This window comes from Cellulomonas hominis (assembly GCF_005239125.1).
Lineage (GTDB): Bacteria > Actinomycetota > Actinomycetes > Actinomycetales > Cellulomonadaceae > Cellulomonas > Cellulomonas hominis_A.
In genome coordinates this window covers 1-15,112 of sequence record NZ_SZYE01000094.1, presented here as the reverse complement: position 1 = coordinate 15,112, position 15,112 = coordinate 1, and the positions used below count along the sequence as shown (strand labels likewise).

Sequence of the window (15,112 nt, the reverse complement as noted above, 5' to 3'; positions counted from 1 at the left end):
GCCGCCGCCCGCTCGGCCGCCGCGCGCTCCGCCTCGGCCCGCTCGGCGGCGAGCCGCTCGCCCTCGGCCAGCGCGTCCTCGACGAGGTCCGCGACCCGGCCGGCCGCGTCCGGCACGCCGACCCGGGCGGACGCCTCGCCCATCTCCCGGCGCCGGTCGGCGGCCTCGGGCGCGAGCAAGGGCAGCAGGTTCGCCGCGATCCACTCCCCCGTCAGCGCCTCGTCCGCCACCAGCACGCCGCCGCCCTCGGCGACGACCGGCTGGGCGTTGAGCCGCTGCTCGCCGTTACCGACCGGCAGCGGCACGTAGACCGCGGGGATGCCGAGGGCCGCGAGCTCGCTGACGGTGCCGGCCCCGGAGCGGCAGAGCACCAGGTCGGCGACGGCCAGCGCCTGCTCCATCTCGGCCAGGTACTCGCGCACGTGGTAGCGCTCGGCGCCGGGCACCCCGCGGACCGCGGACCGCACCTCCTCGGCCTTGCCCATGCCGGTGAGGTGCAGCACCTCGGCGCCGGTGGCGAGGATCGCGCGCGCCTGCGCCGCGACGGCGCGGTTCACGGAGAGCGCGCCGAGCGAACCGCCGGTGACCAGCAGCGTGACCCGCTCGGGGTCGAAGCCGAGCTCGGCCGCGGCCCGGCGCCGGGTGGCCCCCGCGTCGGCGGCGCGCGCGGCCAGCAGGTCGACGATCTCCGGGCGCAGCGGCAGGCCGGTCACCTGCGCGTGCGGCAGCCGGGTCCCGGGGAACGTCACCGCGACCGCAGCGGCACGCCGGGCGCCCAGCCGGTTCGCCAGCCCCGCCCGTGCGTTCTGCTCGTGCACGACGACCGGCACGCCGCGGGACCGCGCGGCCAGGTACGCCGGGGTGGACACGTAGCCGCCGAAGCCGACGACGGCCCCCGCGCCGAGCTCGTCGATCGCCGCGCCCGCGGCGTCCACCGCCTCGCGGAGCAGCCGCGGCAGCCGGACCCAGTCGAGCGTCGGCCGGCGGGGCAGCGGCACCTTGGGCACCACGAACATCTCGAGCCCGCGCTCCGGCACCAACCGCGCCTCCAGGCCCTCCGCGGTGCCGAGCGCGGCGACGCGCAGCTCGGGGTCGCGGGCGCGCAGCTCCTCGGCCACCGCGAGCAGGGGGTTCACGTGCCCGGCCGTGCCCCCGCCGGCGAGCAGGACCGCGCGCGGACGGGGCTCGGCGCCCTCCGCCGGGCCGGTGGGGGCGTCGGGTGCGGTCACAGGATCCTCCGGGGTCACGGGCAGGCGGGTCGGGCGCGGCGGGTGGCCGCTCAGGTGGGGGTCGGGCGCGCGCGGGGCCGGGTCACGGCGGTGCGGCAGCGGGGGTCAGGCACGGGTCCGGCCGATCACGGCGAGGGACCTGCGGACCACGCTCGGCCGCGCGGCGAGCGCCTCCGCGGCGCCGGGCTCGGTGCGCGCGAACGAGATCACGACGCCGAGCGCGACGAGCGTGGTGATCAGCGCCGAGCCGCCCGCGGACACCAGCGGGAGCGGGACGCCGATGACGGGCAGCAGGCCGACGACGACGCCCATGTTCACCAGCGCCTGGCCGATGATCCAGGCCGCGACGCCGCCGGTGACGATCTGGGCGAACGGGTCGCGGTGCCGGGCGATCACCCGGAACATCGCGAACGCCAGCACGCCGAACAGCGCGAGCACCAGCAGCGTGCCGATCAGGCCGAGCTCCTCGCCGATGATCGCGAAGATGAAGTCGTTGTGCGCCTCGGGCAGGTAGGACCACTTCTCGCGGCTCTGCCCGAGGCCGAGGCCGAACCAGCCCCCCGTGGCCAGGGCCTGCAGGCCGTGCATCGTCTGGTAGCAGCCGGCGGTGACGTCGCACTCGCCGGTGAACCAGTTCATGATCCGGTCGACGCGGCTCTGGCTGACCGTCGCGAGCAGCGCCACGCCGACGGCGGCGGCGATCCCGGCGCCGGCGAAGATCCGCATCGGCACGCCGGCGACGAAGAGGGCGCCGGCCACCAGGATCAGCATGATGATCGCGGTGCCGAGGTCGTGGCCGAGCAGCACCATGCCGACGGCGCCGGCCGCGACGGGCAGCGCCGGGACGGCCGCGTGCTTCCAGTCGTCGAACAGCGGCTGCTTGCGCGCGAGGATCATCCCGAGCCAGACCACGAGCGCCAGCTTGAGCGCCTCGGACGGCTGCGCCGAGAACCCGCCCACGGCGATCCAGCCGGTGTTGCCGCCCTTGCCGCGGCCGAGCGGGGTGTAGACGAGCAGCTGCGCGAACAGGCCGATCCCGAGCAGCGGCCACGCCAGCTTCCGGTAGGTCCCCGGCCTGATGCGCGACGCGAGCCACATGAGCGGCAGGCCCATGAGGGCGTACTGCGCCTGGCTGACGAACACCGCGTACGGCGACCCGCCGGACGCCAGCGACTCCACCGACGACGAGGACAGCACCATGACCAGCCCGAGGACGAGCAGCAGCAGGCTGGCGCCGACGAGCAGGTAGTAGCTCGTCACGGCGCTGTTCCACTGCCCGAGCCGCGAGGGCCGCGGCGTGGCGGCGCTCGGTGCCGGGGCGTCCGTCGTCTGTGCCATCGGCGCCGGGGTCACCCCCTCGGGTGCAGGGCGCGCACCTCGGCGGCGAACGCCTCGCCGCGCGCGGCGTACGAGGCGAACTGGTCCATCGAGGCGGACGCGGGTGCGAGCAGGACCGTGGTGCCGGCCGCGCCGCGGGCGACCGCCAGACGGCGGGCCTCGGTCACGGCGCGGGACATCACGGTCCCAGTGTCACCGGGATCGACGCGGACGACGGGGACCTGCGGCGCGTGTCGGGCGAGCGCGTCGGCGAGGGGCGCGGGGTCCTCGCCGATGAGCACGACGGCGTGCAGCCGGTCCGCGCGCCGGGCGACCAGGTCGTCGAAGGTGGCGCCCTTGGCGAGCCCGCCGGCGATCCACACGACGCTGCCCTCGGCGAACGAGGCGAGCGAGGCGGCGGCGGCGTGCGCGTTGGTCGCCTTGGAGTCGTCGACGTAGCGCACCCCGTCGACCTCGGCGACGGTGGTGATCCGGTGGGCACCCGGCACGTAGGCGCGCAGGCCCTCCCCCACGGCCTCGGGCGGCACGCCGTGCGCGAGCGCGAGGGCCGCGGCCGCCAGCGCGTCCTGCACGACGTGCGGCGCGAGCCCGTCCGGGCCGGCGAGGTGCGCGAGGTCGTCGAAGGTCGCGAGCTCGGCGGCGTGCGTGTGGCGCAGCGCGGCGAAGCCCCGGTCGACGAGCATCCGGTCGACCAGCCCGACCTGCCCGACCCCGGGCGAGCCGAGCGTGAACCCGACCGCCACCGCGCCGTCGGCCACCTCGGCCTCGCGGACCAGGTCCTCGGTCGTCCGGTCGGCGGCGTTGTAGACGCAGGCGACCTCGACCCCGGTGTAGATGCGGCCCTTGTCGGCCGCGTACGCGTCCAGGGAGCCGTGCCAGTCCAGGTGGTCGGCGGCGACGTTGAGCACGACCGCCGCCTGCGCGGCCATCGACTCGGTGTGGTGCAGCTGGAACGACGACAGCTCGACCGCGAGCACGTCGAGCGCCGGGTCCGTGGCGGCCAGCACCACCGGCGTGCCGACGTTGCCGACCGCGGCGGTGCGCCGGCCGGCCGCGCGCAGCACCGAGGCCAGCATCTCGACCGTCGTGGTCTTGCCGTTGGTCCCCGTGACGGCGAGCCACGGCGCGGGGCCGTCCCCGGAGTCCCGGTCGACGCGCAGCCGCCAGGCCAGCTCGACCTCGCTCCACACCGGCACGCCGGCGGCGCGGGCGGCGGCGAGCAGCGGGTGCGCCGGCGGCCAGCCGGGCGACGCCACCACGACGTCGACGCCGTCCAGGCCGCCGCCGTCGAGGAACGCGGCCACGTCGGACGCGTCGGCGTCCGGGGCCCGGTCGTCGACCGTGGTCACCCGGGCCCCGAGGCCGGCCAGCACGTCGCGCGCGGCCCGCCCGGACACCCCGAGCCCGGCGACGACGACCCGCGCCCGGCCCAGACCCTCGGCCCCTGTCAGGTCGGCAGCCACGGTCAGCCCGTCACCCACTCCGCGTAGAAGATCCCGATGCCGAGCGAGACGAACAGCCCGGCGATCAGCCAGAACCGGATGACGATCGTGACCTCGCCCCACCCCGAGAGCTCGAAGTGGTGGTGCAGCGGGGCCATCTTGAACACCCGCTTGCCGGTCAGCTTGAAGAAGCCGATCTGGATCACGTCGGACAGCACGATGATGACGAACAGGCCGCCGATGATCGCGGCGAGCACCTCGGTGCGGGTCACGATCGACATGCCGGCGAGCGCGCCGCCGAGGGCCAGCGAGCCCGTGTCCCCCATGAAGATCTTGGCGGGGCTGGCGTTCCACCACAGGAAGCCGAAGCACGCGCCGGTGACCGCCGCGGCGACCACCGCCATGTCCAGCGGGTCGCGGGTGGCGTAGCACTTGGCGCTCTCGATCAGCCCGCAGCGCTGGTTGAACTGCCAGACGCAGACGATGACGTACGCGCCGAACACGATCAGCGACGAGCCGGTCGCCAGCCCGTCCAGGCCGTCGGTGAGGTTGACCGCGTTCGACCAGGCGGTGATGAGGAAGTTCGCCCAGATCACGAACAGGATCGCGCCGATCGTCGCCCCGGCGAACGCGAGGTCCAGACCGGTGTCCCGGATGAACGAGATGCTGGTCGACGCGGGCGTGCGCAGCGTGGCGTCGGGGAACTGCAGCGCGAGCACCGCGAACGTGATGCCGACGAAGCCCTGCCCGACGATCTTCCACCGGGCCGACAGCCCGAGGCTGCGCTGCCGGGAGATCTTGATGTAGTCGTCCAGGAAGCCCACGACGCCGAGGCCGGTCATGAGGAACAGCACGAGCAGCGCGGACGCGCTGGGCAGGTTCCCGGTCACCAGCGCCGCGACCCCGAAGCCGATCAGCGTGGCCCCGATGATGACGACGCCGCCCATCGTCGGCGTGCCGCGCTTGGTGTAGTGCGCGGTGGGGCCGTCCTGGCGGATGAACTGGCCGTACTGCTTGGTGACCAGGAAGTTGATGAACAGCGGGGTGGCGAGGAGCGCGACGACCATCGCGACGCCGCCGGCGACGAGGACGGAGATCATGCCCGCACCCCCGCGTCCGCCGTGCCGGCCCCGCCGGGCGTCGTGCCCGGCGCGTCGGTCAGCAGGTCGCCGAGCCGCCACAGGCCGGCGCCGTTCGACGCCTTGAGCAGCACCACGTCGCCCGCGCGCAGCTCGCGCGCCAGGAACGCGGTGGCCGCGTCGACGTCGTCGACCATGACCACCTCGTCGCCCCAGGAGCCCTCGCGCTGCGCGCCGGCGAAGATGCCGAGCGCGCCGGACCCGACCACGACGGTCAGGCCGACGTTCAGCCGGACCACCTGCAGGCCGATCGCCTCGTGCTCCCGGCGGGCGTCCTCGCCGAGCTCCATCATCTCGCCCAGCACGGCGACCGAGCGCCGCTCGCGCCCGGACAGCACGGCGAGCGCCCGCAGGGCGGCCCGCATCGAGTCGGGGTTGGCGTTGTAGGAGTCGTCGATCACCGTGATGCCGTCGGCCCGCTCGACGACGTGCATCCGGTGCGGGCTGATCGCGTCGGCGGCGGACAGGCCGGCCGCGACGTCCGCGAGCGGCAGCCCCACGGCGAGCCCGGCCGCGGCCGCGGCGAGGGCGTTGTGCACGTGGTGCTCGCCGACCAGGCGCAGCGTGACCTCGGCGGTCTCGCGCGCGTCGTCCCCCTCGACCGGCGGCACCCGCCCGGCGTCGATCGTGAACCCGGCGCGGCCGGCGCGGTCGACCCGCAGGCCCACGGCGCGCACGTCGGCGCCCTCGGTGGTGCCGAAGGTCGCGACGGCGCCCGGCGCCTGCGCGGCCATGGCGAGCACGCGCGGGTCGTCGGCGTTCAGGACGGCCGTGCCGCCCGGGGCCAGGCCCGCGACCAGCTCGGCCTTGGCGCGCGCCACGGCCTCGATCCCGCCGAAGCCCTCCAGGTGCGCGTGGCCCACGACCAGCACGACCGCCACGTCCGGCGGGGCGATGTCCGTGAGGTACGTGAGGTGGCCGATGCCGGACGCGCCCATCTCCAGCACCAGGAACCGGGTCTGCTCGTCGGCGCGCAGCACCGTGAGCGGCAGGCCGATCTCGTTGTTGAACGACTTCTCGGGCGCGACCGTCGGGCCCGCGGCCGCGCACAGCTGCGCGAGCAGGTCCTTGGTGGTCGTCTTGCCGACCGACCCGGTGACGCCGATGACCCGCAGGTCCGTGCCGCCGGGCTCGACGGCCGCCTCGCGCAGCCGCTCGAGCACGACGCGGGCCAGGTCGCCGAGGGCCTTCTCCACGTCGTCCACCACGACCACGGGCAGCGCCGTCGGGCCGCCGTCGTCCGGGCCGTCCTGCGTCACCGGCCGCGAGCCGAGCACCAGGGTGGCGCCGGCGCGCACCGCGGCGGCCGCGAAGTCGTGGCCGTCGGCGTGCTCGCCGGGCAGCGCCACGAACAGCGAGCCGGGCTGGACCTGGCGCGAGTCGACCACCACCGGCCCGGTCACCACCGTGGCCGGGTCGAGGCCCTCCGGGGACAGGCGCCCGCCCGTCGCGGCCGCCACCTCCGCCGCCGTCATCGCGATCACGCGGTCTGCTCCTGCGCCTCGCGCGCCGCGAGGGCGGCGTCCGCCGCGCGCAGCACGTCGCGGTCGTTGTACCGGTGGAAGACCCCGGCGATCTCCTGGGTCGGCTCGTGGCCCTTGCCCGTGATGATGATGGTGTCCAGCTCCGTCGCGAGGTCGAGGGCGTCGTGGATGGCCTGGGTCCGGCTGACGGCCTCGTGCACGTCGGCCAGCGCGGGGCGCTCCTCGCGCACCCCGTCCAGGATGGCGGCCCGGATGGACGCGGGGTCCTCCGAGCGGGGGTTCTCGTCGGTGACGACCAGCACGTCCGCGAGCCGCGCGGCGATCCGGCCCATGAGGGGCCGCTTGCCGCGGTCGCGGTCGCCGTCGGACCCGAAGACGATGATCAGCCGGCCCGGCGTGATCGGCCGCACGGCCTCCAGCGCCAGGACCAGGGCGTCCGGGGTGTGCGCGTAGTCGACCAGGCACAGCGGCCGCGGGCTCGCCCCGCCGCGGCGCTCGATCACGCGCTCCATCCGGCCGGGCACGCCCGAGGCGGTGCCGACCGCGTCGATCGCGACGTCCAGCGGCACGCCGGCGCGGTGCGCCAGCACGACGGCCAGGGCCGCGTTCGACACGTTGACCAGGCCCGGCAGCGGGCTGGCCGCGCGGTGCTCCGCGCCGTCCGGCCCGCGCAGCGTGAACGTCGAGCCGACCCCGTCCAGGCCGACGTCGGCCTCGGTCACGGCCCAGTCGGCGGTGTCCCCCTCCGGGGCGCCGACGTGCGTGGCGACGGTGTCGACCGGGATCTCCGCCTCGGCGGCGAGCCGGCGGCCCCACTCGTCGTCGACGACCACGACCGCGCGGCGCGCGTGCCCCGGGCGGAACAGCTGGGCCTTGGCGCGGAAGTAGCCCTCCATGTCGCCGTGGAAGTCCAGGTGGTCGCGCTGCAGGTTCGTGAACCCCGCGACGTCGAGCTCCAGGCCGTTCATCCGGCCCAGCGCCAGCGCGTGCGAGGACACCTCCATCGCGACCGCGGTCGCGCCGCGCTCGAGCCCGCGGGACAGGATCGACTGGACGACCGGCGCCTCGACGGTGGTCCGGGGGCTCTCGATCGCCTCGTCGCCGATCCTGAGCTCCACGGTGCCCATCACGATCGTGCGCTCGTGCACCCGGCGGAGCGCCGCCTCGACGAAGTACATCGTGGTGGTCTTGCCGTTGGTGCCGGTGACGCCGACGGTGGTCAGGCGGCGGCCCGGGTGGTCGTGCAGCTCGGCCGCGAGCACGCCCGCGATCGCCCGGGGGTCGTCGGTCACCAGCACCGGCACGGCCCGCACGGCCGCGTCGTCGGCCGCGGCCAGCACCTCGGCGCCCGCCCGGTCCGTGACGACCGCCACGGCGCCGGCCGCCACGGCCTGGGCCGTGTGGGTCGCGCCGTGGGTGTGCGCACCGGGGACGGCGACGAACAGGTCGCCCGGGAGGGCGTCGCCGCTGGCGACCGTCACCCCCGAGATCGTGAGGTCCGCCGGCAGCGGCGCACCGGTCCTGACGAGCCCGAACGCGTCGGCGAGGTCGGCGACCCGGCGGCTGTGGGGGTGCTCCGGGCGCAGCCGGCCCTGCGGGGACGTCATAGGGAGAATCTACCGCGCGGCCCACGGGCTCCCGCGACCGGGACGGTCGGGCGGGCGCCCGCGGGGGCGATGGTGCAGGTGGCGCGCACGGGGCTCACCACGTGGTCGGGAAGAGCTGCGGCTGCGTCCCGCTGGGGGCGATGCCGAGCTCGGTCAACGCGTAGCCGGCCACGTCGGAGAACACGGGCGCGGCCACGGTGCCGCCCCACTCGGACGTCCGCGGGTTGTGCAGGACGACGCTCACGGCGATCGCCGGGTCGTCCGCCGGGGCGACGCCGATGAAGGACGCGGTGATGCCCTGGGTGCCGTCGGCGGCCCAGGCCTGGGCGGTGCCGGTCTTGCCGGCCACGCGGTAGCCCGGGATCGCCGCCGAGGACCCGGTGCCCTCGTCGACCGCGCTCTCCATCATCGTGAGCACCGTCTGCGCGGTCTCCGGGGACACCACCTGGGTCGTCTCGGCGGCCGCGACGGGCGTGTACGTGCCGTCGGCGTCGGTCCAGCCCCTGACCAGGTGCGGGGTGACCCGGACGCCGCCGTTGGCGATCGTCGCGAACACGTCCGTGGCCTGCAGCGCGGTCACCGACAGCCCCTGCCCGAACAGGACCGCGTACTTGGTGCGGCCGTCCCACTTGTCGGCGTCCCACAGCCGGCCCGCCTGCTCCGCCGGCAGCTCGATGCCCGTCTTCTGCCCGAAGCCGAACTTCGCCAGGTAGTCGTGCCGGACCTGCTCGGGCAGGTCCTGCCCGATCATGACCGTGCCGGTGTTCGACGACTCGGCGAGGATGCCGGTCGTCGTCAGCTGCATGCCGGCGTGCTCGTGCGAGTCCTTGAACGTCTGCCCATTGGCCGTCGTGTAGTTGTACGGGACCGTGTACTGCTCGAGCGGGTCCGTGATGCCGGTCTCGATCGCCGCGGCCATCGTGATGATCTTGGCGGTCGACCCGGGCTCGAAGACGTCGGACACCGCGCTGGACCCGCCCCACAGGGAGTCGTCCGCACCGGGGTCGTTGGGGTCGACCGTCCGGGACTCGGCCATCGCCAGGACCTCGCCCGTCTTGACCGAGGTCATGACGATCGTGCCGGAGTCCGCCCCGGTCGCGGCGACCTGCTGCTCGATCGCCTGCTGCGCCTTCCACTGGATGTCGGCGTTGATCGTCAGCTGCACGCTGCGGCCGTCCGTCGCCGGGGTCGACTCCTCGAAGCCGCCCGGGATCTGCTGGCCCCCCGCGCCGCGCTCGTACACGGTCTCGCCCGGCGTGCCGGAGAGCTGGTCGTCCAGCGTGGCCTCGAGGCCCTGGGCGCCCTTCCCCTCGGAGTTCACCCAGCCGAGCAGGTTGCCCGCGAGGTTGGCGTTCGGGTAGACGCGCTCCGCGACCTGCTCCGACGTGATGCCGTTGATCCGCAGCTCGCGGACCGCCTGCCACACCTCGGGCAGCACGTTCTTGGCGACGTACCGGTAGCCGGCGTCGCCGTCGAGCGTCGCACCGAGCTCGGCGGCGTTGACCCCGAGGATCGGGGCCATCAGCTGCGCGGCGCCGGCGGCGCCCGAGTAGGTCGTGCCGTCCTCCGTGGTCGACCAGGTCTTGACCAGGCGCTGGTTCACCACGATGTCGTACCGGTCGACCGACGTGGCGAGCACCTCGCCGTCGCGGTCGGTGATCGTGCCGCGGGCCGCCACGAGCTCCGCACGGGTCATGCGGCTCTCGAGCGCCTCGGCGGCGATCGCGTCACCGCCCACGCCCTGCAGCCACACCAGCCGCCCGGAGAACACGGTGAGCAGCAGCGCCACGACCACGACCAGCACCGTGCGGCGGCGGTCCAGCATCGCCACGCTCGGACCGCCGGGACGGGGGGTCCACGGCCCGCGCGGCCCGCGCTGCGTGGGGAGGCCGCCGGCCGGCCGGCGGGTCGCGGGGCGCACCGGGCGCGCCGGCACGGAGGTGCGACGGGTGGGCGAGCTCACTGCCCGGCCCCGACGTCGCCCTGCACCGTCCCGTCGGACAGCCGCAGCCACCCCGTCGAGCCGGCGGGCACCATGCCGAGCGCCGTTGCGCTCTCCGCGAGCTTCGCCGGCGACTTGTTCGTGTCCAGCTCCGCCGACAGCGACTGCTCGTCGCGCGCCAGCTGCGCCAGCTCGACGTCCATCGACCGCTGCTCGTAGGCGCCGGCCGCGAGCTGGGTGTTCAGCAGCAGAGCCGCGAGCAGCGCGCCCGCCAGGATCGCCATGCAGGTCACCACGAACGGCACGTGCGCACGCGCCTGCGCCGGCGGGCGGACCAGCCGGAGCCGCGGCCGCTCGGGGGCCGACTGGGGCGCGGCGGACGGACGGGGGCGGACGCGCGGTGCGCGGACGGCCTGCTCGGCGCTCATGCGGTTCTCCTCGGTCCGTTCGGGGTACGGGTGGTGCGGGCTGCGCGGCTGCGGTCCGGGCGGCGGGCGCCCGGACCGCCGGTACTGCCGGCGTCGCCCCGGCCGGGGCGCAGGTGCTCCGGGGTGGGGCGCAGCCGCTCGGCCGCGCGCAGCCGCACGGACTGCGCCCGCGGGTTGCGGGCGAGCTCGGCGGCGTCCGCCTCCTCCGCGCCGCGGGTGAGCAGCCGCAGGTACGGCGCGTGCGTGTCCGGGACCACGGGCAGCCCGGGCGGCGCGCTGATCTCGGCGCCGGCCGCGAACGCGCGCTTCACGAGCCGGTCCTCCAGGGACTGGTACGCCTCGACGACGATCCGGCCGCCGACGACCAGCGACTCGACGGCCGCCGGGACGGCGCGCGCCAGGACCGCCAGCTCGTCGTTGACCTCGATCCGCAGGGCCTGGAACGTGCGCTTGGCGGGGTTCCCGCCGGTCTGCCGCGCGGCCGCGGGGATGCCCGCGCGCACCAGGTCGACCAGCTCGGACGTCCGCTCCAGCGGCGCCTTCTCCCGCGCCTGCACGATCCGGCGCGCGATCCGGCCGGCGAACCGCTCCTCGCCGTACTCGCGGAGCACCCGGGCCAGGTCGGCCTCGTCGTAGGTGTTCAGCACCTCGGCGGCGGTCCGGCCCCTGGTCGGGTCCATGCGCATGTCCAGCGGGGCGTCCTGGGAGTAGGCGAAGCCGCGCTCGGCCTCGTCGAGCTGCAGCGAGGACACGCCCAGGTCCATCAGCACGCCCTGCACGCCCGGCAGGCCCAGGCGCTCCACGACCTCCGGGATCTCGTCGTACACGGCGTGCACCGGGGTGAACCGGTCGCCGAACGGGGCCAGCCGCGCCGACGCGAGCCGCAGCGCCTGCGGGTCCCGGTCGATGCCGACGACCCGCACGTGCGGCAGCGCCGCGAGCACACCCTCGGTGTGACCGCCCATGCCGAGCGTGGCGTCCACCAGGACCGACCCGGGCTCGGCGAGCGCGGGGGCGAGCAGGTCGACGCACCGCTGCAGCAGCACCGGCAGGTGGCGGGAGGCGGCGTCGCGCTCGGGGCGGTCCGGGGTACCGGGCACGGGGTCTCCTTCCTCCGGCGGGGCGTGCGTGGGCGGGTGGTGCGGGGTGGTGCGGGTGGTGCTCCGTGGGCACGGGGGTGGTCGGGCGGCCCCTCCGCCGTCCGACCAGATCCCCCACCGGCCCTCTGACGCCGGGGAAGTGCGTCAGAGCTGCCGGGGGGAGGTCTCGCCGGGCGGTGGTGCTGCGGGTCGTGACGGGTGGTGCGGGCGGGTGGTGCGGGCGGGTGGTGCGGGTGGGTCGTGCGGTGCTGCGGGTCAGAAGGCGCCGGGGAAGACCTCCTCGGCCGTCTCCGCGTAGCCGGCCTCCTGCTCGGCCAGGTACGTCTCCCAGGCCTCCAGGTCCCAGACCTCGACCCGGGTGCCGGCGCCGATCACGGCGACGTCCCGGTCGAGCCCCGCGTACGCACGGAGCATCGGCGGGATCGAGATGCGCCCCTGCTTGTCCGGCGTCTCGTCCGAGGCGCCGGACAGGAACACGCGGAGGTAGTCGCGGGCCTGCTTGCTGGTCACGGGGGCCTGGCGCAGCTTGTCGTGCATCCGCGCGAACTCGTCGAGCGGCAGCAGGAACAGGCAGCGGTCCTGGCCCCGGGTCATGACCAGGCCCTGGGCGAGCTGGGGGCGGAACTTCGCCGGGAGGATCAGGCGCCCCTTGTCGTCCAGCTTCGGGGTGTGCGTCCCGAGGAAGGGCACGGAGGAGCCGAGCCCGGCCAGCGCCTGCTCGAACCCCACGTCGTCCACCTCCCCCGGACCGCGCGCTCGGGCACCCCTCGGCACCCGATGGCTCCACGGTACTCCACTTCACTCCACCTGTATCGAGCGAATCGGCGGCGCACGGGTGAAGTTGAGGCGTCGCCGCAGGTCAGCCGGTGTGGAGCGCGGTGGAGGGCGACGGGCAGCCTCGGGTGCGCGGCGTGCCGCGACCGGCGATGCGCGCGCTCCCCGCCCACGGCGGACCCTCGACCGCATTCGCCACGTCTCCGCAGGTCACCGGCACTTTCTGCGCCGCCCGCCCCACCGCCGCGCCCCACCCGGGGAGCGGAGTGGAGGGCACGGGGGTGGGCCGGGTGGGGGGAAGTGGGGAGAGCGGGTGCGCGTTCACCTCCCGCGGCGGGGTCGGGGCCGCTTAGGCTTCCCCCAGTCGACCGAGGGGGTCCCCATGCCCGTAGCCGTGCCCGGCGCGTCCGAGATGGACGAGCTCATCACCGTGACGGACCGGATGCGCGCGAGCATCGCCCGCGTCATCACCGGCCGCCCCGAGCTGGTCCGCACCGCCGTGGCCGTGCTGCTCGCCGAGGGGCACCTGCTCCTCGAGGACGTCCCCGGCGTCGGCAAGACGACGCTGGCCAAGGCCCTCGCCCGCACGATCGACTGCACCGTCGGCCGCGTCCAGTTCACGCCGGACCTGCTGCCGAGCGACCTGACCGGCGTCACGATCTACCGCGCGGCGACCCAGGAGTTCGAGTTCCGGCCGGGCCCGGTGTTCTCGCACATCGTCATCGGCGACGAGATCAACCGCGCCTCGCCCAAGACGCAGTCCGCCCTCCTGGAGTCCATGCAGGAGGCCCAGGTCACGGTCGACGGCACGTCGTACCCGCTCCCCCGGCCGTTCCTCGTGGTCGCCACGCAGAACCCGGTCGAGATGGAGGGCACGTACCCGCTGCCCGAGGCGCAGCGCGACCGGTTCATGGCCCGGCTGACCGTCGGCTACCCGACCGCCGAGGCCGAGCTCGCGATGCTCGACACCCAGGAGACGTCCGACCCGCTGGCGACCGTCGTGCCGGTCACCGACGCCGCGCAGGTCACGCGGCTCATCGACACGACGCGGCACCTGTACGCGTCGACCGCGGTCAAGCAGTACGTGGTCGACCTGGTCTCCGGCACCCGCGACGACCCGGCCCTGCGGCTGGGCGCCTCGCCCCGCGCCGCGATCCAGCTGCTGCGCGCCGCCAAGGGCCTCGCCGCCGTCGAGGGCCGGGACCACGTGCTGCCCGACGACGTGCAGCAGCTGGCCGAGCCGGTGCTCGCGCACCGCGTCATCCTCAGCGCCGAGTCGCGGCTGTCCGGCCGCCGCGGCCAGGACGTGATCGGCGACCTCGTCGCCCGCGTGGCCGTCCCCGCGCCGGCCCGCACGGCGGTGCGCGACCGGACCGCGGCGGGCTGATGCGCCTGCGCCCGACCCGCCGTGGCGTGGGCCTCGTGGTCCTCGGCCTGGCCGTGGGCGCGACCGGCACCGCGTTCGGGTCCACCGACCTGCTGACCATCGGCACGCTGCCCGTCCTGCTGGTCGTGCTCGGCATGCTCGCCGTCGGCGTCGTCGACCCGGGCCGGGGGCAGGGCCTGCGCACCCGGCGCACCGTGCAGCCCGACCCGGTGCACGTCGGGGGGACCGCCGACGTGCAGGTCGAGGTCGGACTCGCCCGCGGCGCGTCGCGGGCGCGGCTCACCGACCTGCAGCTCCGGGAGCAGGCCGCCGTCGAGCTGTCCGGCGGCCGGCCGCTGCGCGCCACCGTCGCCCGCGAGCCGCGCGCCGTCCGCCTGCGCTACCCCGTGCACGCGACCCGCCGCGGCCGCTGGGCGCTCGGCCCCCTGGTCGTCACCCGCACCGACCCGTTCGGCGTCGCCCGGGTCCGCGCCACCCTCGGCGCCCGGGAGACGGTCACCGTGTGGCCGGCCGTGGTCGACCTGCCGGTGCCTCGCGAGCTGCTGGTCGCGGAGCCGGAGCGGTCCGTGGTCGGCGCCCGGTCCGCCGCCCCCGACGACGCCGCGCTGCGCGACTACCGCGTCGGCGACGACCTGCGCCGCGTGCACTGGCCGAGCAGCGCCCGCCGCGGCGAGCTGGTCGTCCGGTCCGACGAGCGCGCCGGGATGCGCCCGGTCACCGTGCTGCTCGACCAGCCGGCCCCCGGGGACGCGCTCGAGTGGTGCATCTCGCTGGCCGCCTCGATCGCCCTCGCCACCCACGCTGCCGGCCACCCGACCCACCTGCTGACGGGCACCGCGGCCGACGACCCGCGCGCGGTGCGTCTCGAGGCGCCCGGGCGCCAGCAGCTGCTCGAGGCGACCGTCGACCTGACCGGGCAGCCGGACGCGGCGACGGCCGAGGCCGCGCTGCTCGCCGAGATCCGCGGCCTGGACGAGGCCGACGGCGGGTCCGGGCTGGTCATCGCCGTGCTCGGCCCCCAGGGCCCCGCCGGGCGGGCCGCGCTCGCCGGGGTCAGCCAGACCCGGCCGGGGTGGGCGCTCGTCCGCGGCGCGGACGGCGACGAGAAGGCCACCGCCACGGCGCGGCAGCTGCGCCGCGCCGGGTGGCGCGTCGTCCAGGCCGCGGATCTCGGCGAGCAGCGCGGCCTCGGCCGTCGCCGCGTCCGGCTGCCCGGTCAGGTCGACGGTCGCCTCGAGCAGC

Annotated in this window: 12 protein-coding genes; 2 read left to right on the top strand and 10 right to left on the bottom strand. The window is 75.9% G+C overall.

Translation table 11 applies throughout. The annotated features are described in order from the left end of the window. The 10 genes from murG to mraZ all read right to left on the bottom strand — a co-directional run. Positions 1–1,229 (bottom strand): undecaprenyldiphospho-muramoylpentapeptide beta-N-acetylglucosaminyltransferase (murG, locus tag FA014_RS12080; protein ID WP_328288198.1); only part of this gene is annotated, 1,229 nt, incomplete at its 3' end. 105 nt (positions 1,230–1,334) lie between these two features. Continuing rightward, positions 1,335–2,567 (bottom strand): putative lipid II flippase FtsW, encoded by a 1,233-nt coding sequence (ftsW, locus tag FA014_RS12075; protein ID WP_154729922.1) that lies wholly within the window; start codon positions 2,565–2,567, stop codon positions 1,335–1,337. A gap of 11 nt (positions 2,568–2,578) precedes the next feature. Continuing rightward, on the bottom strand, positions 2,579–4,030 hold the full coding sequence (gene murD, locus FA014_RS12070; RefSeq protein WP_230323105.1) for a UDP-N-acetylmuramoyl-L-alanine--D-glutamate ligase: 1,452 nt from the start codon (positions 4,028–4,030) through the stop codon (positions 2,579–2,581). 2 nt (positions 4,031–4,032) lie between these two features. After that, complete coding sequence (gene mraY / locus FA014_RS12065) at positions 4,033–5,109, bottom strand: phospho-N-acetylmuramoyl-pentapeptide-transferase (protein ID WP_154729921.1); 1,077 nt, start codon at positions 5,107–5,109, stop codon at positions 4,033–4,035. Beyond that, positions 5,106–6,632, bottom strand: coding sequence for a UDP-N-acetylmuramoyl-tripeptide--D-alanyl-D-alanine ligase (locus FA014_RS12060; protein WP_154729920.1), 1,527 nt, complete (start codon positions 6,630–6,632; stop codon positions 5,106–5,108). The genes mraY and FA014_RS12060 overlap by 4 nt, the downstream gene beginning before the upstream one ends. Then, on the bottom strand, positions 6,629–8,239 hold the full coding sequence (locus tag FA014_RS12055; protein WP_154729919.1) for a UDP-N-acetylmuramoyl-L-alanyl-D-glutamate--2,6-diaminopimelate ligase: 1,611 nt from the start codon (positions 8,237–8,239) through the stop codon (positions 6,629–6,631). The genes FA014_RS12060 and FA014_RS12055 overlap by 4 nt, the downstream gene beginning before the upstream one ends. A gap of 94 nt (positions 8,240–8,333) precedes the next feature. After that, the gene (locus FA014_RS12050; protein WP_154729924.1) at positions 8,334–10,064 is read right to left on the bottom strand and encodes a peptidoglycan D,D-transpeptidase FtsI family protein; all 1,731 of its coding nucleotides are present in this window, start codon (positions 10,062–10,064) and stop codon (positions 8,334–8,336) included. Between the two features lie 134 nt (positions 10,065–10,198). Then, positions 10,199–10,609 (bottom strand): hypothetical protein, encoded by a 411-nt coding sequence (locus FA014_RS12045; protein ID WP_154729918.1) that lies wholly within the window; start codon positions 10,607–10,609, stop codon positions 10,199–10,201. Beyond that, on the bottom strand, positions 10,606–11,709 hold the full coding sequence (rsmH, locus tag FA014_RS12040; protein ID WP_154729917.1) for a 16S rRNA (cytosine(1402)-N(4))-methyltransferase RsmH: 1,104 nt from the start codon (positions 11,707–11,709) through the stop codon (positions 10,606–10,608). Before rsmH ends, FA014_RS12045 begins: the two co-directional genes overlap by 4 nt. A 255-nt stretch (positions 11,710–11,964) precedes the next feature. Continuing rightward, the gene (gene mraZ / locus FA014_RS12035; protein ID WP_195969267.1) at positions 11,965–12,399 is read right to left on the bottom strand and encodes a division/cell wall cluster transcriptional repressor MraZ; all 435 of its coding nucleotides are present in this window, start codon (positions 12,397–12,399) and stop codon (positions 11,965–11,967) included. A 466-nt stretch (positions 12,400–12,865) separates the two neighbouring features. Here mraZ and FA014_RS12030 point away from each other — a divergent pair, with 466 nt between their 5' ends. Next, positions 12,866–13,870 carry an AAA family ATPase gene (locus tag FA014_RS12030; RefSeq protein WP_154729916.1) on the top strand — a complete coding sequence of 335 codons (1,005 nt, stop codon included), beginning with the start codon at positions 12,866–12,868 and terminating at the stop codon, positions 13,868–13,870. Between the two features lie 26 nt (positions 13,871–13,896). Continuing rightward, the coding region (locus FA014_RS12025) for a DUF58 domain-containing protein (protein WP_230323104.1) at positions 13,897–15,112 on the top strand (1,216 nt) is incomplete at its 3' end.

Excerpts from the sequence above, each read along its gene's own strand:
- ftsW (WP_154729922.1), bottom strand. The coding sequence starts at position 2,567 with ATGGCACAGACGACGGACGCCCCGGCACCGAGCGCCGCCACGCCGCGG.
- mraY (WP_154729921.1), bottom strand. The coding sequence starts at position 5,109 with ATGATCTCCGTCCTCGTCGCCGGCGGCGTCGCGATGGTCGTCGCGCTC.
- FA014_RS12050 (WP_154729924.1), bottom strand. The coding sequence starts at position 10,064 with ATGCTGGACCGCCGCCGCACGGTGCTGGTCGTGGTCGTGGCGCTGCTG.
- FA014_RS12055 (WP_154729919.1), bottom strand. The coding sequence starts at position 8,239 with ATGACGTCCCCGCAGGGCCGGCTGCGCCCGGAGCACCCCCACAGCCGC.
- FA014_RS12045 (WP_154729918.1), bottom strand. The coding sequence starts at position 10,609 with ATGAGCGCCGAGCAGGCCGTCCGCGCACCGCGCGTCCGCCCCCGTCCG.
- FA014_RS12030 (WP_154729916.1), top strand. The coding sequence starts at position 12,866 with ATGCCCGTAGCCGTGCCCGGCGCGTCCGAGATGGACGAGCTCATCACC.